General features: G+C 40.2%; 14 protein-coding genes. 9 read left to right on the forward strand and 5 right to left on the reverse strand.

Features of this window, described 5'->3' with window-relative positions:
- Nucleotides 1–24: 24 nt before the first annotated feature.
- Together BIZ38_RS12250 and BIZ38_RS12255 are read left to right on the forward strand one after the other, a co-directional pair.
- Nucleotides 25–438, forward strand: coding sequence for a PleD family two-component system response regulator (locus BIZ38_RS12250; RefSeq protein WP_316247579.1), 414 nt, complete (start codon nt 25–27; stop codon nt 436–438).
- Between the two features lie 8 nt (nt 439–446).
- Complete coding sequence (locus tag BIZ38_RS12255; protein ID WP_054553663.1) at nt 447–743, forward strand: PilZ domain-containing protein; 297 nt, start codon at nt 447–449, stop codon at nt 741–743.
- Here the strand turns inward: BIZ38_RS12255 and BIZ38_RS12260 are convergent.
- Nucleotides 740–1,930: a class I SAM-dependent methyltransferase gene (locus BIZ38_RS12260; RefSeq protein ID WP_187490371.1), complete on the reverse strand. Its 1,191-nt coding sequence runs from the start codon at nt 1,928–1,930 to the stop codon at nt 740–742. The two genes, BIZ38_RS12255 and BIZ38_RS12260, sit on opposite strands and share 4 nt — an antisense overlap.
- A 135-nt stretch (nt 1,931–2,065) precedes the next feature.
- Here BIZ38_RS12260 and BIZ38_RS12265 point away from each other — a divergent pair, with 135 nt between their 5' ends.
- The 3 genes from BIZ38_RS12265 to BIZ38_RS12275 all read left to right on the forward strand — a co-directional run bounded on the left by BIZ38_RS12265 (nt 2,066) and on the right by BIZ38_RS12275 (nt 5,403).
- Nucleotides 2,066–2,713, forward strand: a complete 648-nt coding sequence (locus BIZ38_RS12265) for an HD domain-containing protein (RefSeq protein ID WP_054553661.1) — start codon at nt 2,066–2,068, stop codon at nt 2,711–2,713.
- A gap of 1 nt (nt 2,714) precedes the next feature.
- Complete coding sequence (locus BIZ38_RS12270) at nt 2,715–3,107, forward strand: VOC family protein (RefSeq protein WP_222938043.1); 393 nt, start codon at nt 2,715–2,717, stop codon at nt 3,105–3,107.
- A gap of 301 nt (nt 3,108–3,408) precedes the next feature.
- Nucleotides 3,409–5,403 (forward strand): DUF3472 domain-containing protein, encoded by a 1,995-nt coding sequence (locus BIZ38_RS12275; protein ID WP_187490373.1) that lies wholly within the window; start codon nt 3,409–3,411, stop codon nt 5,401–5,403.
- 49 nt (nt 5,404–5,452) lie between these two features.
- Here BIZ38_RS12275 and BIZ38_RS12280 read toward each other — a convergent pair whose 3' ends face one another.
- Nucleotides 5,453–8,551 carry a glycoside hydrolase family 2 TIM barrel-domain containing protein gene (locus BIZ38_RS12280; protein WP_187490374.1) on the reverse strand — a complete coding sequence of 1,033 codons (3,099 nt, stop codon included), beginning with the start codon at nt 8,549–8,551 and terminating at the stop codon, nt 5,453–5,455.
- Nucleotides 8,552–9,012: 461 nt separating this feature from the next.
- Here BIZ38_RS12280 and BIZ38_RS12285 point away from each other — a divergent pair, with 461 nt between their 5' ends.
- From BIZ38_RS12285 to BIZ38_RS12295, 3 genes are all read left to right on the forward strand, one after another.
- Nucleotides 9,013–11,859, forward strand: a complete 2,847-nt coding sequence (locus tag BIZ38_RS12285) for a TonB-dependent receptor (protein ID WP_138602118.1) — start codon at nt 9,013–9,015, stop codon at nt 11,857–11,859.
- A gap of 72 nt (nt 11,860–11,931) precedes the next feature.
- Complete coding sequence (locus BIZ38_RS12290) at nt 11,932–14,808, forward strand: discoidin domain-containing protein (protein WP_187490375.1); 2,877 nt, start codon at nt 11,932–11,934, stop codon at nt 14,806–14,808.
- Nucleotides 14,809–14,867: 59 nt separating this feature from the next.
- Complete coding sequence (locus BIZ38_RS12295) at nt 14,868–16,181, forward strand: DUF3472 domain-containing protein (RefSeq protein ID WP_187490376.1); 1,314 nt, start codon at nt 14,868–14,870, stop codon at nt 16,179–16,181.
- Between the two features lie 32 nt (nt 16,182–16,213).
- Here BIZ38_RS12295 and BIZ38_RS12300 read toward each other — a convergent pair whose 3' ends face one another.
- From BIZ38_RS12300 to BIZ38_RS12310, 3 genes are all read right to left on the reverse strand, one after another.
- Nucleotides 16,214–17,203, reverse strand: coding sequence for a two-component system response regulator (locus BIZ38_RS12300; protein WP_054553654.1), 990 nt, complete (start codon nt 17,201–17,203; stop codon nt 16,214–16,216).
- A complete protein-coding gene (locus BIZ38_RS12305) occupies nt 17,200–20,526 on the reverse strand; it encodes an MHYT domain-containing protein (protein ID WP_187490377.1) in 3,327 nt (1,108 codons plus the stop codon). The genes BIZ38_RS12300 and BIZ38_RS12305 overlap by 4 nt, the downstream gene beginning before the upstream one ends.
- A 161-nt stretch (nt 20,527–20,687) precedes the next feature.
- Nucleotides 20,688–21,668, reverse strand: a complete 981-nt coding sequence (locus BIZ38_RS12310; protein ID WP_054553653.1) for an ion channel — start codon at nt 21,666–21,668, stop codon at nt 20,688–20,690.
- Between the two features lie 104 nt (nt 21,669–21,772).
- Between BIZ38_RS12310 and BIZ38_RS12315 the strand changes: the two genes are divergently transcribed.
- Nucleotides 21,773–22,453 (forward strand): M48 family metallopeptidase, encoded by a 681-nt coding sequence (locus BIZ38_RS12315; RefSeq protein ID WP_054553652.1) that lies wholly within the window; start codon nt 21,773–21,775, stop codon nt 22,451–22,453.
- Nucleotides 22,454–22,564 lie beyond the last annotated feature (111 nt).

Genomic DNA, 22,564 nt, shown 5'->3' on the forward strand with positions numbered 1-22,564 from the left:
ACACAGATGCTAAAAGGAGGTTATGTGGGCATTGAAAAGGAAAGACCAATCTCAGTTCCTGAACGGGCGGTAAATCGACCGCGACCAACTATTTTGGTCGTCGATGATGAATATTTTAATTTTGAAATGCTCAAAGCAAGCCTTGGAAATGAGTTTTCGTTAAGTTATGCAAATTCAGGCGCATCGTGTTTAACGTCTGCCATTGCGGAGCCACCAGATGCTATACTGCTCGATGTTTGTATGCCAGGCTTAGATGGTTATGATACTTGCCGCTTACTAAAAAACACCCCAGAAACAGCGCAAATTCCTGTTGTCATGGTGTCTGGTCTTGAAACCGAGCTTGAACAAAAAGCGGGGTTTGATGCCGGTTGCGACGCCTATGTAGTGAAGCCTTTTTCTGTTAAAACATTAATAGAGAAAATAAAAACACTGGTATAGGAGGCCATATGTTTCATGAGGAGAAACGCGATTTTCGCCGCATGCAAATTCATACCCCTGCAAAACTGATCCCATTAGATGCAGTTAATGGCGAAGAAATTCAGGTTACGTGTACTGACTTAAGTGCAACAGGGCTGGCAATACACCTTGATGAAGTTTTAGAAATTGGTAGTCTTTATCGGGTGCTAATTGCTTCGACTAGCACGGCGATTACTTCATTTGATGCAACAGCCCGTGTAATTCGGGCAACCAAGGAGCAAGATGGCTCCTTGAGTGCCGGGTTAGAAATTGTAAGTTTTAATTAGTAAACCTTACAGATCAGGCCTTTCAGATAAAAGCCTTCTGGGTAGCTGCCAGCAATCGGGTGGTCGGCAGCTTGGTTTAGTCGTTCCATGATCAACAAGTCTTTACCTGCATCAAGGGCTGCATCCGCTACCACTTTTTGAAATAAATTTTGTTCCATTAATCCAGAGCACGAGAAGGTAAGTAAAGTGCCACCTGGTTTTAAGATTTGCATCGCAATCATATTAATATCTTTATAACCACGGCAAGCACCGGTTAATTGCGCTTTGTTGTCAGCAAATTTTGGTGGATCCATAACGATAGTATCAAATTGCACACCTTCATCACGGTATTGGCGCAATAACTTAAAGACATCTTGTTTTACGAAATCAACTTTCGATAAATCAAGGTTGTTATGCTCAACGTTACGCTTTGCTGTATCGAGCGCTGGCTGTGATACATCAACGTTAGTCACGTGCTTACAACCACCACGCAAAGCATATAGCGAGAATGTACCTGTGTAGCTAAAGCAGTTTAATACCGTTTTGTCTTTAACAAAGCGCTCAAGGGCTGCACGGCTATCACGTTGGTCTAAGTAAAAGCCAGTTTTGTGGCCTTCAAGAATGTCTACTTCGAGTTTTAAGCCATTTTCTTCAATGATGACTGGCTCAATTGGTTCCTTGCCCCAAAGTATTCCCTTGATTGGCTCAAGGCCTTCTTTAGTGCGTACATCAACGTCTGAACGTTCATGAATATCGCAGCCCGGAAAAATAGTCATCAGTGCAGCAACAATTTCACCTTTATGGCGCTCTGCACCTGCACTAAGTAGTTGGCACACCAATACATTATCAAATTTATCGATAGTGATGCCTGGCAAGTAGTCAGACTCAGCAGCGCTTAAACGAAAACCCGTTAAACCGCCTTCGCTGATCACCTGTTCACGCGCAGCATAGGCACGGCGTAAACGTTTTTCAAAAAATGCTTGGTCAATTACTTCGTTTTGATCGAAGCTCCATACGCGAGCGCGAATTTGCGATTGCGGGCTGTAAGCTGCAATGGCTAAAAACTTGCCGTCATTGTCATAGATAGTGACAGTATCACCTAGTCCTGGCTTACCTTTTACTTTTTTAATGGCTTTTGAGAACACCCATGGGTGTTTTCTTTTTAATGATTTTTCTCGTCCAGCTTGCAGGTAAATAGCAGATGACATAGGGATTCTCGCGTCAAACAAAAGGGGGCATAGTTTAATGAAGCACTGGCAAACATACAATGAATGTTTTGAACAAATCTAGCAACCACGCTAAAGTAAGCATAATTTCAATCAGTAAATGGTGATAGCCAGTATATGCAGCCAAAAATAGACTTTGCAGCGTTAGAAACTCAATGTCGAGACTTTATTTTGTCTTTACTCCATGCCGATGTCGCACACGATATTAGTCATATCGAACGAGTAGTGAGGGTTGCAAAACAATTGTGTATTGCCGAGCAGGCAGAAATGGCCGTGGTGTTACCCGCAGCTTGGTTACATGATTGTGTTGCGGTTGCAAAGAACCACCCAGATCGGGCAAAAGCATCGACCATGGCCGCAGACAAAGCGCTAAGTTTTTTAGCCTCAATTAATTATCCTGAGCAGTATTTTAGTGCTATTCATCATGCTATTGCCGCACATAGCTTTAGTGCCAATATCAAAGTACAAAGTGTCGAAGCGCAAATTGTGCAAGATGCAGACCGAATGGATGCATTAGGTGCAATCGGGGTGAGCCGCTGCATGAAAGTAGGGGGCTCAATTGGTCGCTATCTGTATCATAAAGACGATCCATTTTGTTTAAACCGCGAACCTGACGATACAAAATACACCCTCGATCACTTTTTTATTAAGCTGTTACACATTGGTGAGAGTATGAACACGCCATCAGCAAAAGATGAAGCCAAACGACGTACAGATTACATGCTCGATTTTTTAGAGCAGTTAAAAACAGAAATAGGTGAGTAACATGGCTATTCCAGCTTTGTGTGGTGTTGATCATTGCCACTTAAATGTTGATGACTTAGCGGCTGCTGTAAAATGGTATCAACAAGTACTTGGTTTTAATGTGATACCGGAACTTGCATTTTGGGATGAGGGAAAAGGCCCTTTAACCTTAGAAGATCAAGCAAAAACAATTCGTTTGGCACTGTTTGAAGCTGACGGTAGAAGCAAAGGTATTGCTTTTGGCGCAAATGCAACACAGTTTTTAGCATGGCTTGAGCATCTAGCTCAGCTTGATATTAAAACTGTTGTTGCCGATCATGGTGTTACTTACTCAATGTACTTTAAAGATTGTGCTGGTAACAGCCATGAAATAACCTCTCATGATTATGAAGCTATAAAATCAGCTCTTATCTAAAGGTTTTAATAAATGCACTTTTCATAGTGTATTTTAACCTTCATGCACTTCGCCTTATAAAAATCAAGCAATACATTTTTCACTATCCTTCATACGGATTTTTCACTCATTTTTACGTTGTTATTAACTTTCAGTTACTTTCATTTTAATTCGATTTTTTTCATTTCATGTTTTTTATTTGCGATTCTTTCGTTTTTGAACCTTAATTACTCGGTGGTTTATATTTTTTGGTTCTTTATTGCTACTAAAGGATAAGTCCACAGAATCTAGAAATTAACTTTTATTACTTACAGGAGCTAGCATGATAAAAATGACAATAAAATTGGCAGTAGTCGGTATGTTGAGTAGTTGGAGTGCCCAAGCTAATACGGTTGAAGACAGGGCCGCGTCGATTTGGTTTAACTTTAATGATGTAGGTCGCGGTAACACGATCATGCAGGATGTGTATGTGCCTAGCAATGGACTTACTAAGTACACCTACTATTCAGTGCTTAACTGGAATGCGGGCATGGAAGGTGGGGGCTATGCTGGCATACAAGATCACCCTGATGGGCGCAATTACATATTTTCCATATGGGATCCGCGCAGCTCTTCAAAGCCAATTGTAGCCCGCTATCTTGGTCATGGTACGGAATCTGAAAATTTTGGCGGTGAGGGTACAGGGCTAAAAACATGGAACTTTGATTTAGGGTGGCAAGCTAACCAATGGTATACCTTAGTGGCAAAGGCATGGCCGGTAGGTTCACATACTCATTTCGGCTATTGGGTGCATGATCAGGCTGCTGGAGAATGGTCGCACTTGGTGACCATGGATTACCCTGTAGCTGATGTACGTTTTGAAACGACAACAGGGTCATTTGTTGAAGATTGGTGGTATAGTGGCGAAAACGCGAGAACTGTGAGGCTCAAAAATGGCCATAAAAAGCTCGAAAATGGTAGCTGGATTGGCTTTGATTCTGCAAATTTTAGTGTTGTCCAACACCAACCAAAACGTAATTACGACAATAACTATGATGCAAGCGCAAACCCAAGTTATTTTACTATGACAACTGGCGGGACAACCTCACCTACGTTAAGTATTAGCAATCAAACCTGTACGGATGCATATGGTAACTTGACAGCGTTTTGCGGGAGAAATTCACTTTTTCCGTTAACAAGAAACAATGTAGCGGATACCCCCAATCAACCTAATATTGAGTTCACCATCACTGATGCCACTACGCGAAGCGTAAGTTGGCAAGTGCCGCAAACGAGCACCCCTCAATTTAGCTATTCTGTGATGATAAACAACGTACTCGTTGCATCAGCAAGCCAACCAGAAAAGCGCCAAGTAGATATTATTGCGAGTGAAAATGACAACGTTATCATTACCCTCGAAGATATTTTCGGTCGAACAGTTTCGCACTCAGCGACTGTCACGATTGATAATACGTCAGCACAACACTACCTGATCGACAGCGCCACATTGACGGTAAGTTCTAACTCGCAATCAGAGCCTTATCATGAATTGGCAAACGCATTTGATGGAGACAAAACCACGCTGTGGCACACCAGTTGGTCAACTCCACAAGTGCCTAGTTACCCTCACGATGTCATCATTGATCTTGGTAAACACTATGAGTTGTCAGAGCTTCATTATACGCCACGCGCTGTGGGCGAAAATGGATCAATTGCAGACTATGAAGTGTATGTAAGTCATGATGGTGTAACCTATGATGAATTAGTTGCTGCGGGTACTTGGGATGCCAGCAAACAAGGCAAAGTGGTTGCACTTAATAATACGCAAACGCGCTTTATAAAATTGGTTGGCTTGTCAGAAGTAAACGCGAATGTATGGGCTAGTGCGGCAGAGATTGAGCTATATCACACAGGAAAACTTGATAGTTCGAGCTTTGTTGTGAGTAGCGACTCGCAGGCAGAGCTTGGCGAAGAAATTATCTACGCCTTTGATAATAATCCAGCCACCATTTGGCACACGAATTGGTCTGGCAGCACAGTGCCTGAGTACCCTCACTCGGTTGATATAGACTTAGGTAACCCGCAAAGCTTTTCAAAAATCACATATCTACCAAGAACCATTGGCGTAAACGGCACTATTGCAGACTATGAGGTGTATGTGAGTGACGATGGTATCAACTTTGGCTCACCCATCGCTGTTGGTACATGGGCTGCGAATACGCAAATCAAGCAAACACAGTTTGCACCTGTTACTGCACGGTATATTCGTTTAGTCGCACAAAGTGAAATTAATGGTCGCATTTGGGCAAGTGCAGCAGAGATTGCTGTTTATAAGTAATTGATACCATATAAGAGATAAGGGCTCAAAAGAGCCCTTATCCAACATTTTAATTTATGTTAACTCCTTGCAGAGTAAAGCTATATTCATACTCTGAGGCTGTCAGCGTGTATCCTGGCAGTGCTGTTGTATGCCAACTGTTAACGCCGCCAACACCCATTTGCCCATAATCAATATTCAGTGAAACGAGTGGACGAGGCTGAAGTTCACCGGAATGTGTTTGGCTTCGTCGCATGCCGGGGTCTAGATCACTGATCCTGTAGTGTAAAGCACTCATACCAAAATGAGGTGCACCAGTAATTTTTAATCCTACACCTTGTTGATTGGTCAAGTGAAGCCAGCGTACTTGCGTTTTATAGCCACTTTCTTGCGGTCTGATGTAAGGGTGATATTGCTGTGACACTTTAGAGTGATATAAACCAACATGTGCTGCGGTATGCCGATCACGATAATTTTCCTGTGGTCCACGGCCAAAGTAGGTAATATTGTTAAGCTCGGCAAATAATTCCAAGTTCATACCGACGCGAGGGATCATAGGCATATCTTGCATAGATGAAGTGAACTTGTAGTCGACCTTTACTTTGCCATCAGCTGTGATGATATAAATAATATTTAATTTTCCAGAAACATCTGGCACATCAAACTCAGTGGTAACAACAACTTGGTTTTCAGCTTCTACTAAAGTGAATTTTGTACGCTGTTGACGATCTGAGGCGTATTTCCAAACCCTTAACTTATCTTGCCAATTTCCGCCGAAGTCATTATCAGTAGGAGCGCGCCAAAAGTTGGCTCTGGCAGGTGTTTTAATTAATTCAACCTCGTTAAAGCGATAGCCTGTTAACTCTGCTCGCGCGTGATTAAATCTTACTACAAAGTTATTACCAATAATCTCGCTATCGGTAACGGTTCGATAAACATTAAGTTTTCTTAAATCAGTTTGTTGTTCTTTCGCACGTACTGTTTGTACTAAAAATTGCTCTTTTGCGATTTCAAAACTTTTTCCTATTAGTGGCTCATCAAGCCGCGTCACTACACTTACATTCAAAAATACTTCATCATTGATTTCTTTTGGAATTGAATAGTTAAGCGTGAAGTTAGCGGATTGCTGTGGTGGTATTTCAAGTTTATTGATGCGGCCTTCTTTAAACACCTTACCATTGCTCATCAATTGCCAATTTAAACGGTAATGGTTGAGGTTTTTGAAAAAGTTTTCATTAAATACAGTTAACTCTTTGTCATTGAAAGAAAACAAAACAGATTGATGAACTTTTTTAATTTCATATAGAGCAGGTTCCGGTGTGCGATCAGGTAAAACAATACCATTTAAAAGAAAATTACCATCTGAAGGAGTGCCTGGAACACCAAAATCCCCACCGTAAGCATAGATAGTTTTGCCTTCAGAGGTGGTGGTTTGTATACCTTGATCAACCCAGTCCCAGATAAAGCCACCTTGTAACTTGTCGTACTTACGTATTTGATGCCAAAAGTCAGCAAAGTTACCCACACTATTGCCCATAGCATGCGCATACTCACTCATGATCATACTGCGCTCAGGATTTGATTCGGCATACTCTTTTAGATATTGCGGAGTAGGGTATTGGGGTACATAGAGATCGGTATTCCATTCAAAAACAGCGCGTTCGTACTGGATAGGACGAGATGGGTCGCGAGATCTTACCCAGTCATAACCATGATAAAAATTGTAGCCATTACCTGCTTCATTGCCAAGTGACCAAATAATTACTGAAGGATGGTTTTTTGAACGTTCGACCATAGCTGAAATTCGTGCAAGATGGGCTTTTTTCCAGTCGGGGTTATTTCCTAATGTGTGGCCCTTTGCCAAATTATAATACATGCCATGTGATTCAATATTGGCTTCATCAACCACATAAATGCCGTATTTATCGCATAATTCGTACCAGTAAGGATCGTTAGGATAGTGAGCGAGTCTCACGGCATTAATATTGAATTGCTTGAATAGTTTTATATCCAATTCCATGCTTTCTCGGGAAACGGCATGCCCTGTAATAGGGTCATGCTCATGCCGGTTGACCCCTTTGATCAAAATAGCTTGGCCGTTAATAAGCAGTTGGCCATTTTTAATTTCTGAGGTTCTAAAGCCAATCTTTTTCTTAACGTATTGACTTAACAGCTTCTTATTATCAAAAAGTGATATGCTTAATTCGTAAAGAGTGGGCGATTCAGCAGACCAGGCTTTTATATTTTTAAAGTGTTTGTTGAATTGAACTGTTTGGCTGAGCTCTTTTTTGGCTAAAGTTTGCTGGGTTTCGAAAATGATTTCATGGTTAGGATTTTTGAGCTGAATTTGCAGTGTCTGCTCTTTATTTGATGGGCTTAAATCAACAGCAAGGTTTAGATTTCCATCTTTGTAGTTATTAACTAAGCCGGCATTTACAAACACATCTTCAATATAATCTTTAGGTGTATAGTACAGGTATACATCACGCTGAATGCCGGAGATCCGCCAAAAATCTTGAGCCTCTAAATAACTACCATCGCTCCAGCGAAACACCTGAACTGCCAGTGTATTTGACCCTGACTTTACATTATCAGAAATATCAAATTCTGCAGCGGTTTTACTTCCTTGGCTATAGCCTATCTTATGTCCATTTACCCAAAGGTAGAACGCTGATTTAACGGCGCCAAAATGTAGAATTACTCGCTTATCAGTCCACAGTTCATCTAAATTAAATGTTCTACGGTAATGGCCAATTGGGTTGTCGTGTTGTTGAATAAAAGGCGGGTTTTTCGCAAAAGCGTAGGGGTGGTTAACGTATATAGCACGATCATAACCTTGCAACTCCCAATTTCCTGGCACTTTGATTGTTGACCAATCACTATCATTAAAAGTAGGGCTCTCAAAGTCTTTCAATCTTGATGCGGGGTTCTTAGATAAATGAAAACGCCAGATACCATTTAAATTCAAATAGTTTTGCGCTTGATCTGGCGCTTGTAAATTTGCAACGGTGTAGGGAAAAAAGCTTGCCCTAGCGGGTAATTTATTTATTCCGACAACTTTTGGATTTTCCCAATCATTGCTAAGTGCTGCAAAGGCAAAGTTAGACCAAAGACAGACGATTAACATTCGTTTGATTGAACTAACACGGTTATTTATTAAGTTAATCATAAATTGATTCACCTTAATTTGTTTCATAATATTTCAAATTAGATTATCAGTCTTTCAAAATATTTCAAATTCACTTTGTTGTTTTATTTGTAAAAATTAAAAAGAATCATGTTGAAGTTGAAAGTCCAACTCTTGTCAGTCAAAAATGGTTGCTTCAGCTGATAATAGATTCAATTTTGTTACTTTATGCTTATCCTGCTTCTAGTGAGGTACCTTACTTACGTAGTTCCTTTTTCGAAGACTTTCGATTTAAGTCCAAATATTTTCCCTTTAGTTCCATATTGATTGAGTGTTGATTTTTAACTAGTTTTTTATCTAGCGATAAGAATGTGACTATTGAATTAAAAGATAATGAAAGTTTTATTGTGTTTTCTATTGATTTTTTTCTTTCGAAAGGTGTAAATTAATTGTTATACATCTACAGATGTTCTTTCATGGAATAACTAATTCGGAGAAGTGCAATGGTAAATTACAATAAGAAGTACCTAAGCTTGCTCATAGGTTCGATACTTTCGACCTCCTCAGCAGTCGCATTAGCGGCAAATGAGCAAGACCCACAACTAAAAGAGACTGACGATGATGCTGTTGAGGTAATTGAAGTTCGCGGTATTCGTAACAGTTTGAAAGAATCTTTATTTATTAAGCAAAACTCAATACAGGTTGTTGATGCAATTGTTGCTGAAGATATCGGTAAGTTCCCTGACCAAAACGTAGCCGAAGCATTACAACGCATTTCGGGTATTACGATTACGCGTAATGCCGGAGAAGGGCAAAATGTCACAGTGCGTGGTTTAGGTGGGGACTATAACATTACAACCATAAATGGCCGACGTATGGCTTCAGAGCATAGCAGCCGTGACTTTAATTACGACTTGATTGCAGCTGAGCTGTTAGGTGGCGTTGAAGTATATAAGTCTCCCGTTGCACACACTCAAGAAGGTGGAATTGGATCTGTTATCAATATCAAAACACGTAGACCGATGGATTTTGATGGCTTCACGGCATCAGGTTCTATAAAAGGTATTTACGAAGATCGAACCGAAGATGTAACACCTCAAGCTTCATTTCTATTAAGCGACACGTTTTTCGACGACACATTTGGTGCCCTTTTCACTGCAGTTTATTCTGAGCGAACTTTAAGGATCGACAGTTATGAAGGTGAAGGCTTTTGGAATGAAACAACGGAGTCAGATATTACGGTTCGCCAAGATGTGAATGGTGATGGGGCATTTGATCCGTTAGTTGATAACGAGTGGGGCTCAATCATACCGGGCTATATGCGTTATGGTAACCAAGAAGATACTCGTGAGCGTATTGGCGGAAGTTTAGCATTACAATGGATCCCGAACTCTGACTTTGAAATGAATTTTGATAGCATTTATTCATCATATAAAACGGATGCAACAGAGTCGCAAATTTCGTTTGTTACATATGATGAAAGTTGGACCGAAGGCATACCTGGCGTTAAAGATGTTGGTTTTAATGATGAGGGTTTAGTTAATAAAATGACTTTATTTGGTACTGGAGCGATGGCTGAAATACTTAATGTATCGTCGCCTCGAGTTACCGAAACGTATCAAGTTGGCGTGAATGCAAAATGGTTTGTTGCTGATAACTTTAGTGTTGCATTCGATGTTGCGCACTCGAGTTCAGAAAATAAAAATGATGGTCACAATAGATACATTGTAGCACGTGGTTTTGTTGATGAAATTATGCTAGATAAATCAGGTAATAACCTTTTACCTGATGTATCAATTTCTCCTAACTTAACTGCGAACTCTCCTTTTGGCGCCCACTACAGTTATAACAGTGGAACAGGTGTTAAAGATGTCGTAAATGAACTTCGTATTGACGCACAGTGGATGCCAAATGTTGATTGGATCAAATCAATCGATTTTGGTTTAAATATTGGCGATCAAACGAAGACCACAAATGTTAATTCGTCAGAAAATGCCAGTGCATTTAGTAATGCTGGAGCGCAACTTGATTCTGAACGTTATGATCACTTCAGCGTAGATTACTCATCAGTTGAAAATATTAACGGCTTTGACCTATTTAGACTCCCTGAAAGTGTGTTAATTGATGGTGACTTTGAGAACTTCTTTAAAGGTGAACCCGGTCAGCACCCTAATCCATGGCCTCGTTTTGACTACGATGAGTTATTCGCATTTTATGAATCTATTAGTCCGGAAGCTGCTAATCAGTTAATTAAAGCGCTTCCGCGCCCTAAAGACTCATATGAAGTAAATGAGCAAACCAATGCAATTTACGCATCCGTGAATATAGAAGACAAAGTTTTTGGCTTTCCTTATGCTTTAAATTTAGGTGTTCGGGCTATTGAAACAACTGTAGGTAGCCAAGGTTATTCACTTAATTTAGACAAAGTTGTATTTGTTCCTGATAAACAAGGTAATCCAAGCTACGAAGGTAAAGTTGAAGATTATCAAGATATTGTGGAATTTGAGGATACGTATACGGATGTATTACCAAGTTTAAATCTAAAACTAAATTTAACAGATACTTTATTACTTAGAACAACAGCTTCAAAAGCAATTACTCGCCCAAGTATCCAATCACTCAAGGCTTGGAGTTACATCAACTTCAATAAAATGGAATATCACGCCTCAAATCCTGGACTCGAACCGCTTCGTGCTAATCAAGCAGATTTAGCTCTTGAGTGGTATTTTTCTGAGAATGGTGCACTCACTGCTGTTTATTTTTATAAAGATATCGAGTCATTTGTCATAAATGGTGAAAATGGATCAATAGATATCAATGGAGAAACCTTCAAAGTACAGTCATCTATCAATGGTGACGGTGGAGGTACCATTGAAGGTTATGAGATTGCCTATCAGCATGCCTTTACGGAATTACTACCAGCGCCATTTAATAATTTAGGGGTGCAACTTAACTACACCTATGTTGACTCAGGGTATGATCAGGTTCCTCAAGATCATCCTGAATACGACTTTAGAAGCCTTGGCCTTCCTTATCAAGGAATGTCCGAGCATTCTTATAACGCAGTCGTGTACTACGAGACGGATGACTTTCAATTACGTTTTGCCTATAACTGGCGCGATGAATATGTTGCAAATGCAGATGCATGGGGTGGCCCGCAGTGGGTTGCAGACTATGGCCAGTTAGACTTCAGTGCTAGTTACGATATTACTGAATCAATCAATTTAAATGTTTCAGGTAATAACTTAACCAATGAACGTGGCTGGCATTATATCTCTCGCTCTGATCAGGTTCATAAACTTGATAGTGCTGGGCGCCTATTTACCTTTGGGGTAAATGTCAGGTTTTAATAGCAGTAGATAAATTCACAGCAATAGTTGTATTGCCTAATTTAAAAAGAATAAATATAAGTGAGTAAATTTATGAGCTTAACAAATAAATTATCTGTGCTCAGTATTGCGGTAATAACAGCAACACTGTTCGGTTGCGGGACTGAAGAGCCTGAAGGCTCAGTAGGATCTACAGGAAAGCAAGTTGTTGCAACCCCGGGATCGATTGATCGAGCCCCTTCAGTATGGTTGCGCTTTAATGATAATGCGGCTGGGGACATCATCATGCAAGATGTGTATATTCCAGCAAAAGGTTTAACACCTTATACATACTATTCGGTTCTAAATTGGAACGCAGGTATGGAAGGGGGCGGTTATGCTGGCATACAAGATCATCCCGATGGCCGTAATTTTATATTTTCTTTGTGGGACCCTTCAAATGGTGAACTTATCACTGCACCATATCAAGGTGCAGGTACTAAAGTAGAAAACTTTGGTGGCGAAGGTACAGGGTTAAAATCATGGAATTTTGAACTTGGATGGCAGCCTGATCATTGGTATACGCTGGTGGCTAAAGTTTGGCAAAAAGATGGCCATACGCAATTTGGCTATTGGTCAATGGATAAAGAAACGGGTATTTGGACACATATAGTCACCATGGATTACCCAGTTGAAAATGTCTACTTTAATAGCAATACAGGCTCGTTTGTAGAGGATTGGCTGGGGACGGGCGATCAAACCCGCACTGCATTATTTACCGCTGGTCATAAACGTCAGTTGGATGGTTCTTGGGCAGGGTTTACTAAAGCAGATTTTAATGTCATTCAAGAGGAAGCAACTGCAGCATACAATGAAAGCTATGATGCGACATCAACAAGTGAATATTATCGGATGAGCTCTGGCGGCAGTATTTCTCCTGATGAAATTGAAGCAGCAGATGTATTATCTCGTCCTTATTCTTCTTTCTCACCGCAAAATAGCCCTTTGGCAGCAACGATTGACTCTATTGATACTCAAAGTATTCGTTGGACAATTCCGGCAACATCTACACCTATGTATAAATACACGGTTATCGTCAATGGTGAGGTGGTTAGTAGCGGGCAAGATTTATCAGTGCGTGAAGCAAGTTTCAGCGCGATTGCAACAGATGCTGTCGTTGAGTTACAACTTGAAAACATTCTTGGCAAAGTTACTAGTTATACAGGCACTGTAGCGGCTGGACTTACAAATAATGATGATACAGTACTTTTTGATACTGAATCAGAGCCTTTAATTAGTGGTGAAGCTATGACAATTGACGCAATGAGTAAAGGAGAAACGCGTCTGTATGAGGTCATGGCTATAGATTCTGCAAATAAACTAACCGTAGAACTAAGTGGTAATGCTGGTGATGCAGATATTTATGTCACTGCAAAAGAAGCTGCTAACCCTGATAATGCAGAATGTATCGGCTATGGTGGCACGAGCAATGAAACTTGCATCGTTGCTGTAAATGTACGTAAAGAGACGCCTTATACAATCCTTGTTGTTGCACGCTCTGATGTTGAGGGTTTGAGTTTAACTGCTACACATGATGGCGAAGAAAATGGCATGCTAAATAGTGCTAATTTTGTAGTCACGGGCAACACACCTGCACAACCGGGTAATGACTTAAAATATGCCTTTGATGGCGATGATTCAACCATGTGGCACACCTCTTGGGGTGATGATATGCAAGAGTATCCTCATGAAGTTGTTATCGATTTAGGCGAAACAGTTGATGTAAATCGCTTTGAATACACGCCACGCCAAGACGGCGGACGCAACGGAACGATTGTTAGCTTTGAAATTTATGTTTCAGAGTCGTCAGTTGATTATGGTGAAAAGGTTCATTCAGGTACCTGGGCTGATAACACTAACTTGAAATTAGAAGTCTTTGGCCCAGTAACAGGTCGATTTGTTAAATTTATCGCTTTAGAAGAGCGTGGTGGTGGTGCATGGGCTTCAGCTGCTGAGCTGCGAGTCGGCATTGATGATGGCAACGTATATGAACCTATTGATGGCTCAGGCACAGGTGATGAAGATGAACCTGTTGAAGAACCCGTTACTGAGGTTATTGAGGTTAACAGTACGCTTTTAGATAATACGACATTTAACTACTCATCAACATCTCCAGCACAACCAGGCAATGAGTTAGCGCTTGCTTTTGATGGCCAAGATGAAACGCATTGGCATACCAATTGGGATGATACATCCGTTGTTTATCCACATGAGGTGGTCATTGACTTAGGTGAGAATTATGCTGTCAATCGCTTTGATTATGCGCCACGAGATGGCGGCGGTAATGGTACAGTGGTGCAGTATGAGTTATATGTAAGCGAAGATGAGCAGGCTTTTGCTGACGAACCTGTATCAAGTGGCAGCTTTGCTGATAATGGCGATGTTAAAACGGTGACGTTTAATGATGTAACAGGGCGTTTTGTTAAGTTTGTTGCACTCGCAGAGCGCGGTGGTAACCCTTGGGCGGCAGCAAGAGAATTAAATGTGGGAGTTAATTTAACTCAAGCAATTGATATGAGCACAGTTTCTGCAACATCAAGTTCTGCTGCTGAGGTTGGAAATGAACTTGAGCTTGCGTTCGATGGTGATATTGACACGCACTGGCACACCTCATGGAGTGACAGTTCAGTTACTTACCCACACGACGTTGTTATTGATTTAGGGCAGTCTTATGAGGTTGCTCAATTTGACTACACGCCTCGCCCAGGTGGCGGTAATGGTACAGTAGTTAAATATGAAGTGTACGTAAGTGAAACCGCAACTGAATTTGGTGAGCCTGTTGCACAAGGTGAATGGGCTTCAAATGGTGATGTAAAATCAGCCATTCTTCCAGCGACAAATGGGCGTTACGTTAAATTTGTTGCTCTTGAGGAGCAAGGTGGTGGTGCTTGGGCATCTGCGGCAGAGTTCTCTGTTCGTATAAATCCATAAACTGTTTTATGAGGAGCACTATTCGTTATAACGAATAGTGCTTTTTTGTGGGAAAGAAAATGAACAATCACAGTATAAAAACGGCTGTTTTATCGCTTTTTTTGACCTCCTTGGTCGCATGTGGAAATCAGCAGTTACAGTTAGAAGATAAAAAGATAGAAACAACGATCAGTATTCCAGTGGCAGGAAACAGTTGGATTGATAATAATGTTGAGCTGTCAGATAAGCTGATAGACAAGAGTGGTGTGACCCATTGGTTTGCGGAACAAGGCAGTTTAAGCACTTATTTTTACACATCTAAAACAGGTGAGTTAGCCGTTTCTTTGCAAACCTTTGTGAAAGACAAACCTGCAACAATTGAAGTTTCGATAGCTGGGCAAAGCAAAATTGTAACAGTAAAAAATAATCAACCAATGAGCGTACCTGTTGGTACATTTAACCTTGATGAATTAGGTTATCAAAAGTTAACCATCACGGGATTAGAGCAAGCAGAAACGCTTTTACCAGCCATAAGTGAGATTAAAATCGGCGGCGAAGTGGCTTTAGGTAAAGTTAGTTATGTCAAAGATGACTTTTACTGGGGACGTCGAGGCCCTTCGGTTCACCTGCAATACTCGTTGCCTTCTCAAACGATGAATTACCCGTGGTTTTATAGTGAAATAGAAGTGCCAAAAGGAGCCGATGCAATAGGCTCGTATTACATGGCGAATGGTTTTGATGGGGGCTATTTTGGTATACAAGTAAACTCTGATAGTGAGCGCAGAGTGTTATTCTCTATTTGGAGTCCATTTTCAACAGATGATCCTTCATTAATTCCACCTGAGTACCGAATACAGACCTTAAAGCATGGTAAAAATGTGCATGTAGGTAAATTTGGCAATGAAGGCTCTGGCGGACAAAGCTATATGCGATACGATTGGAAAGCTGACACGCGATATGGTTTTCTAACTCACATTAGGCCAGTTGAAGGAACTGAAAGTACTGATTTTACAGCATACTTTTATGATCCTATGGTTGAAAAATGGCAGTTAATTGCAAGTTTCAGGCGCCCAAAGACGAGTATATATCATCAAGGCACCTATTCATTTTTAGAGAACTTCATACCTGGGGCAGGGCAATTTGAACGTCGTGCAATTTATACAAACCAATGGGCTAAACCTGAGCGAGGGGAATGGCAAGAAGTGACCCAAGCTAAATTTACTTACGATGCCACAGCCAAAAAAAATGCGCGTTTTGACTATCAAGGCGGTACGACAGAGAAAGGGTTTTACCTAAAAAATACAGGCTTTTTTTCCGCTCCCACTCCTTATGGCAGCGAGTTTGAAAGAAGCCCTACAGACATTCCTAAAATAGATCTTAAGTCTTTACCTTAGTAATAAAAGAGCCTCCAGATAGGAGGCTCTATTTATCGAGTGAATGTATTTTTTATTTCTATAATTGCATCCAGCTGACCTATAAATAAGTCGACTAACTGCGGATCAAAGTGCTTACCAGATTCAGATTTGAGAAGTTCGACAGCTTGGTCAACAGACCACGCTTTTTTATATGGCCTTGTTGAGGTTAGTGCGTCGAACACGTCGGCAATACTCACTATCCGGCCTTCAATACTAATCTCTTCACCTTTTAGTCCATAAGGGTAGCCGCTTCCATCCCATTTTTCATGGTGCTCAAGTGCCAGCTTGTGTGCTAGCTGTAATAAAGGCGAACTAGAGTTTTCTAAAATCTTCGCCCCGATTGTTGCATGTTGCTTCATATGCTCGAATTCATTTTCATCCAAGCGCCCAGGCTTCAGAAGCACGGCGTCAGGAATACCGATTTTACCAACATCATGCATCGGTGCTGCTTGTCTTAGTTGCTCAGCTTGAAATTCAGTCATTCCGTAGGCAAGTGCAAGTACTTTACTGTAACGGCTCATACGCGCAATGTGTTCACCAGTATCTGTGTCTTTGTATTCTGCTGCACGTCCTAAACGGTTTATCAAATCAATATGAGCGAGCTGTAATTGCTGTGCTTGCACTAATGATAAATGAGTTTTAACACGTGCTCGGACAATTGCAGGGCTGATGGGTTTTGTAATGTAGTCTACCGCACCTAGCGCAAAGCCTTCTGATTCATCTTGTTCATGTGATAAAGCCGTCACAAAAATAATCGGAATATGAGCGGTTTCTGGTGTAGATTTCAGTATTTCACAGACTTCAAAGCCATTCATATCTGGCATCATCACATCTAATAGAATTAATCTTGGCGGCTCATTCTTAATAAGTTGCAATGCAAGTTCACCTGATTTCGCAAATGATAAGCGGTAGTCATTGCCTAATACTTCACGCATTACTTTAAGGTTAGCGGGTTCATCATCTACGATAAGAATTCTTTCGCGCTCAATAAGTTCGCTCATGATTTCTCCTCACTTGCAGTTATTTCACGTTGCAATTTTTCAATCGCTTCCTGTGCAGCATTAAAATCAAAATTGTCAAAATGTTCACAAATTTCATTTATTTGCGATTTAAAAGCAGGCTGGGTGTTCGACGCCACTTGAGCCAAAAAGTCATCGTCAATTTCGGCATGTTTTGCGTGCTCTAGCAGTGTGTCTAAGGCTTTATTTAGCTCACTCGTAGGCATCATAGTAACTGATGTTTGTTCCTCTTGAGTTTTTGTTTCGGCTATTTTTGAGCGTAAAAAATGCCATTCATCTTCACATGCATGGATGAGTGAAATAAAACGAGTCCCTCTTAGTTCATTCTCTGCTTGAGAAAGTAAATGTAGCAGTTTTCCTAGCGCTAAATTCCCGGCAACGCCTTTTAAAGTGTGCAAAATTGTTTTCACCTCAGAACTATCAGTATTAAGCTCTTTTAAACGAATCATATTGGCATAATGATCAGATAAAAACGCTGCTATTTCTGAGTTTAGTTTTTCGCTACTTCCCCACATTTTCAGGCCTTTTGCATAGTTGATATGCTGCTTAGATTTATCTGGCTGTTGTTGAGATATTGTATTAACTTCTAACCCTAAAACCTTTGCTATTTCATGGTTAACTTGCTGAATATCAACGGGCTTATTAGCGAAGCCATTCATACCGGCTTGTTTTGCGGTTAATTTGTCTTGCTGTAAAACACTGGCAGTTAGGGCAATGATAGGGGTTTTTTTAAGTTGTTGTTGCTGCTCTTTTTCTCGAATCACTTTACACGCTGTAATCCCGTCGCACTCTGGCATGTGTATATCCATTAAAATTACATCAAAGCTATTTTTTTCGAAGGCGCTGATAGCCTCTAAGCCATTCTTCGCTTTTGTAACAACATGACCAGCTTGAGAAAGTAAAATATTCAGTAACTCGAGGTTTTGTTCTATATCGTCAACAACTAGAACTCTCAGAGGCGGCAGGTTTAAGATATTATTACTTAATTTATCAACTTTATTAATATCACCTTCTTTTAGAGGTAAAGAGAAAAAGAAACAACTTCCTTTGTTCTCAGTGCTCACAGCACTAATGCTGCCACCCATTAACTCTACCAGTTGCTTACTAATCGTTGTTCCTAACCCTGTGCCACCAAAACGGCGAGTCATAGTTCCATCAGCTTGCTCAAATGGCTGGAAAATTGCTTTTAGTCTATGTTTTGCGATACCAATGCCTGTATCTTGCACTTCAAAAAACAACTGGTTGTTTTGCGTTTTACTGATACTAATTGTCACAGAGCCTGTTTCAGTAAATTTAATCGCATTACCAATTAGGTTGTTTAATACTTGGCGAATACGCGAATCATCTCCAATGTATATTGGCGCAACATTTTCGGCTATTTTTAAATCGAGAAGTAAGTTTTTTCGTTTCGCTTCAAGCCAAAAGGTTGAAACGATATTATCTAGTAGAGCCTGCAAATTAAAGTGTTCAAGCGTGATATCTAATTTACCTTTTTCTAGCTTTGCGGAGTCGAGTACATCATTTAATAAATGTAATAATGACCTGGCCGAACTATTCACAGTAATTATATGCTTTTGTTGTTCTTTGCTAAGCGGGCTATCCATCAAAATATCACTAAAGCCAATTATAGCGTTCATTGGTGTGCGGATTTCATGACTCATATTCGCCATAAATGCTTGTTTGGCTTGTGCAGCGGCTTCAGCTTCTTGCTTGGCTGTCTTTAATGACTCCTCATATTCATGACGTGAGGTTATGTCGACTAGCACGCCATCTATCCATTTGTCGTTGGAATCTGGATTATGGTTAACTGTGCCTTGATCTAGTACCCAAACTGTTTGGCCATTACGGTGTTTAATTCTATATTCAACAGCGTATTGGTTAGAATTTGAGATGGCGTCGTCTAGGGCATCTGCTATGTGCTGCTCATCCTTGGAATTTATGATATCTGCAAATGCTACTTCGTTTGATGTGAACTCCTGTGCTGTGTAACCGGTTAATTCAAAGACTCGTGGGCTAATAAACAGCATCGTCCAGTTTTTATCAAGTAAACAACGAAATACAGCACCGGGTGTATTATTCATCAAGGTACGATATTGTAGTTCTTTTTCTTCTAGACTCTGTTGCAGGGCGCGTTGCTGAGTTAAATCAGTAATAAACCCTACAAATAGAGTCTCTTCACCTGGTTGTTTCACTTCTCCAAGGCCAAGACGAATAGGAAATAAATGGCCATCTTTATGTTTTGCGCAAACATCTCTGTTGATGCCAATTACTTTTTTAAGCTCATGATTGCCACTATTTAATAAGTAATCATCATGATGTGCAGCAATTTCGTCATTCATTAAAATTTTAACGTTTTGTCCGAGAACTTCCTGTTGCTGCCAGCCAAAAATAGCTTCTGCAGATTTATTAAAGCTTAAAATTTTTCCTTTAATGTTAATAGTCACAATGCCATCAATAGCTGTACTTAAAATAGCATCTAAACGAGATTCTTCGGCAGATTTCTCCACCAACAGCATACGATAGCGAACCATTCCATTGATAATGCCTACGAGTGCAGTTAATAAAACGGTGGCAAACGCGACGCAAATAGCAATAAGTTCAATATGTGATGTATCAACGTTATCGGATAAGAGGGGCGAAGTCGCAACAAAGCGAGTCGCAGCCATTCCCATGTAATGCATACCGGCAACGGCAAAACCGAGAATAATGCTGCAAATTATTCTACTTTGAAAGTTAGATAAACGCTTAAAATGGTCACTCAAATGAAAGCGAGTGTATAAGCCTATGAATGACAGGCCAACAGCGACAACAATAGATGCAGCGAACCACCAAGGGTCATAACGTAACAATGGACTCATTTGCATCGCAGCCATGCCTGTATAATGCATGGTGCCAATACCTGCACCTAATAATACAGAACTGACTAGAAGCTTTAACGTTTTTGGGATCTGGGTATTACCCTTGCGCCGAAGAAAAGAAAATGCTGTTAAACACGCGAAAAATGCCGGTACAAACGAAAAGAATGTTAAAGTCGGATCGTAGTTAATTGTTGTGCATAGTGAAAATGCCAGCATGCCAATGAAGTGCATACTCCAAATACCACCAGATAAAACCAGTGCGCCAGTACCATTGGCGAGTTGACGGTAAGAATTAAAGTTAGTTTTATTTGCAAGATCAATAAGGTGTAAAGAAAAATAAGCGGCAAAGACGGCCGTGGTAATCGACAAAAGGACTAGAGTCGGGTCGTAGGTACCGTTTATTAATAAATCTGAACTTTGATCAGTAAGAAAAAATTCTGCTAGCATAGAATAAGTTAAAGGCTGCATGTGCTTTCAGTCTAATACAATTTAAAATTTATTAAGAGTAAAAGATGTGAAATTAATGAATTTAATTATTTTATATTAGCTATAAATGCTTAGTTTTAAATTCATGTTTTTTATCCATCACTTTTTATCACTAGATACTGTTAACGCGTCATGCGTTTGACGAATACAACAACGAATAAAGCGAGTGAAAAGCTCCCACAAAATGCTTCAACTGCTGCAATAAATCGAGAGAAACCAATAGGTGTTATGTCACCGTAACCTAGAGTCGTAAAGGTAACAACACTAAAATAAATGCTATTTAGAAATGCAAATAAATTGTCTTCAATAGAGTTAGAAAAATCTAATCTTATTAGCGTATCTTGATAATTCACCCCAAATAAAAAATAACAGAGTGCACAACAAATAATAAGCGACAAACTAAAACGAATGACATTCTCAGGCTTTTCGCCATAGCCGCATAACATATCGATAAAGCTTGAAGTTATTTGTTTACTTGAACCTTTAGGGTATTGCGCATGACGCATGCGCAATTCTTTATAAGTAAAGTTACCGGCAAGCTCAAATAGTCCTTGATTTTCAGAAGCTTTTCTTAAATTACGGTATATTTCTTCAGATTGTTCGAATAAGTCTCGTGCTTCTGAGTTGTGCTTATTCTTGCGGGCTTTAATGGCCGCCGTTTCTTGCAGTAATTGGTCGCCTAGCTCGATATTATCAATTCTGCTGTCGTTGAGTTTGATACCTAATAAGTTGGTATTTCTTAAGTCACAGTAATGCAAACTAGCACTGTGAAGGTTAGCTTTCATTAGTGAGGCATTAGCAATCTTATTATTAAATAAATGAGCGCCCGTTAAATTTGCTCGATAGAAGTTGCAGTACGAAAGGTTATAGCCCTCTTCATCATCCTGTTTGATTAAGTTAAGCCCAGAAAGATTTGCTCGCTTTAATTGTAACCCTTCTAGTAAGCCTCCTTTTTTGGCATAGCGCTCTAATTTTTGGGTTAGATCTAGCCCTGATTTATCAAATTTACTATCATGCCAAAAGCAAAATCCAGAGCCCATATCTGTTTCTTGGCACTTGTTACCTGTTGGTGAGGTATAACTACAACATGGTTTGTCAGGCATAAGGATGAAAACTTATTTGTGAGTCATCTTTATAGATTAGCAGCTATTTAGCAGGGTAAAATGGAATCTCTCATTTTTTTATTAATTGAATTGGCTTACTTTTGTTGGATTACACCCTAAAGCGCAGTAAACGCAGAACAACCGTGGCAATTAAAGTTGCTGAGCAGAAACTCACTGTGTATGCGCCTTTTTATGTTCCACAAACTGAAATAGATGCCTGGCTAAACACTAAGCAAGATTGGGTCGCTGAACAAATAGCAAAGCAATCTATGCAAGCTGAGCGTCGCCAATTGCCATTAGTAAACGCCACTATTAAGTTGTTTGGGCAAAACGTCCCAATAGTATTCGGCAAAGGCCCGAAAAACACTTGGCAACAAGATGCGCGGCCTCAGCTTACCTTACTAATATCATCACGTGTCAAACATCAAGAGGCTAACTACCTCGCTTTGCTTGAGCAGTTTATGCATGAAAAGCTTGAGAGCTATATCGAAATGCGAGTGCATGATTACTGCTTGCAAATGTCTGAGACGTTGCCTACAAAGCTTAAAATTCAACATTATAAACGTCGCTGGGGCAGTTGTAACAAACGCCGTGAGCTGACTTTTAATTTGCATTTAGCAAGTGCGCCAACCTGGGTGATTGATTATGTAGTTGTCCATGAGCTTGCGCATCTTTTACATATGAATCATAGCGCTAAGTTTTGGCAACGTGTGAGCCAGTTTTATCCAGACTATAAAAAAGCAGAGCAATGGTTAAAAGCGAATGGGAGCAGTTTGAGTTGGTAGATTAAGTTAGCGAGAGTAAAGCTAGAAAGAGTAAAGCTAGAAAGAGTAAAGCTAGAAAGAGTAAAGCTAGAAAGAGTAAAGCTAGAAAGAGTAAAGCTAGAAAGAGTAAAG

The organism is Pseudoalteromonas sp. BZK2, assembly GCF_014349195.1.
Classification (GTDB): domain Bacteria; phylum Pseudomonadota; class Gammaproteobacteria; order Enterobacterales; family Alteromonadaceae; genus Pseudoalteromonas; species Pseudoalteromonas simplex.

Excerpts from the sequence above, each read along its gene's own strand:
- BIZ38_RS12255 (WP_054553663.1), top strand. The coding sequence starts at position 447 with ATGTTTCATGAGGAGAAACGCGATTTTCGCCGCATGCAAATTCATACC.
- BIZ38_RS12260 (WP_187490371.1), bottom strand. The coding sequence starts at position 1,930 with ATGTCATCTGCTATTTACCTGCAAGCTGGACGAGAAAAATCATTAAAA.
- BIZ38_RS12265 (WP_054553661.1), top strand. The coding sequence starts at position 2,066 with ATGCAGCCAAAAATAGACTTTGCAGCGTTAGAAACTCAATGTCGAGAC.
- BIZ38_RS12270 (WP_222938043.1), top strand. The coding sequence starts at position 2,715 with ATGGCTATTCCAGCTTTGTGTGGTGTTGATCATTGCCACTTAAATGTT.
- BIZ38_RS12275 (WP_187490373.1), top strand. The coding sequence starts at position 3,409 with ATGATAAAAATGACAATAAAATTGGCAGTAGTCGGTATGTTGAGTAGT.
- BIZ38_RS12280 (WP_187490374.1), bottom strand. The coding sequence starts at position 8,551 with ATGATTAACTTAATAAATAACCGTGTTAGTTCAATCAAACGAATGTTA.
- BIZ38_RS12285 (WP_138602118.1), top strand. The coding sequence starts at position 9,013 with ATGGTAAATTACAATAAGAAGTACCTAAGCTTGCTCATAGGTTCGATA.
- BIZ38_RS12290 (WP_187490375.1), top strand. The coding sequence starts at position 11,932 with ATGAGCTTAACAAATAAATTATCTGTGCTCAGTATTGCGGTAATAACA.
- BIZ38_RS12295 (WP_187490376.1), top strand. The coding sequence starts at position 14,868 with ATGAACAATCACAGTATAAAAACGGCTGTTTTATCGCTTTTTTTGACC.
- BIZ38_RS12300 (WP_054553654.1), bottom strand. The coding sequence starts at position 17,203 with ATGAGCGAACTTATTGAGCGCGAAAGAATTCTTATCGTAGATGATGAA.
- BIZ38_RS12305 (WP_187490377.1), bottom strand. The coding sequence starts at position 20,526 with ATGCTAGCAGAATTTTTTCTTACTGATCAAAGTTCAGATTTATTAATA.
- BIZ38_RS12310 (WP_054553653.1), bottom strand. The coding sequence starts at position 21,668 with ATGCCTGACAAACCATGTTGTAGTTATACCTCACCAACAGGTAACAAG.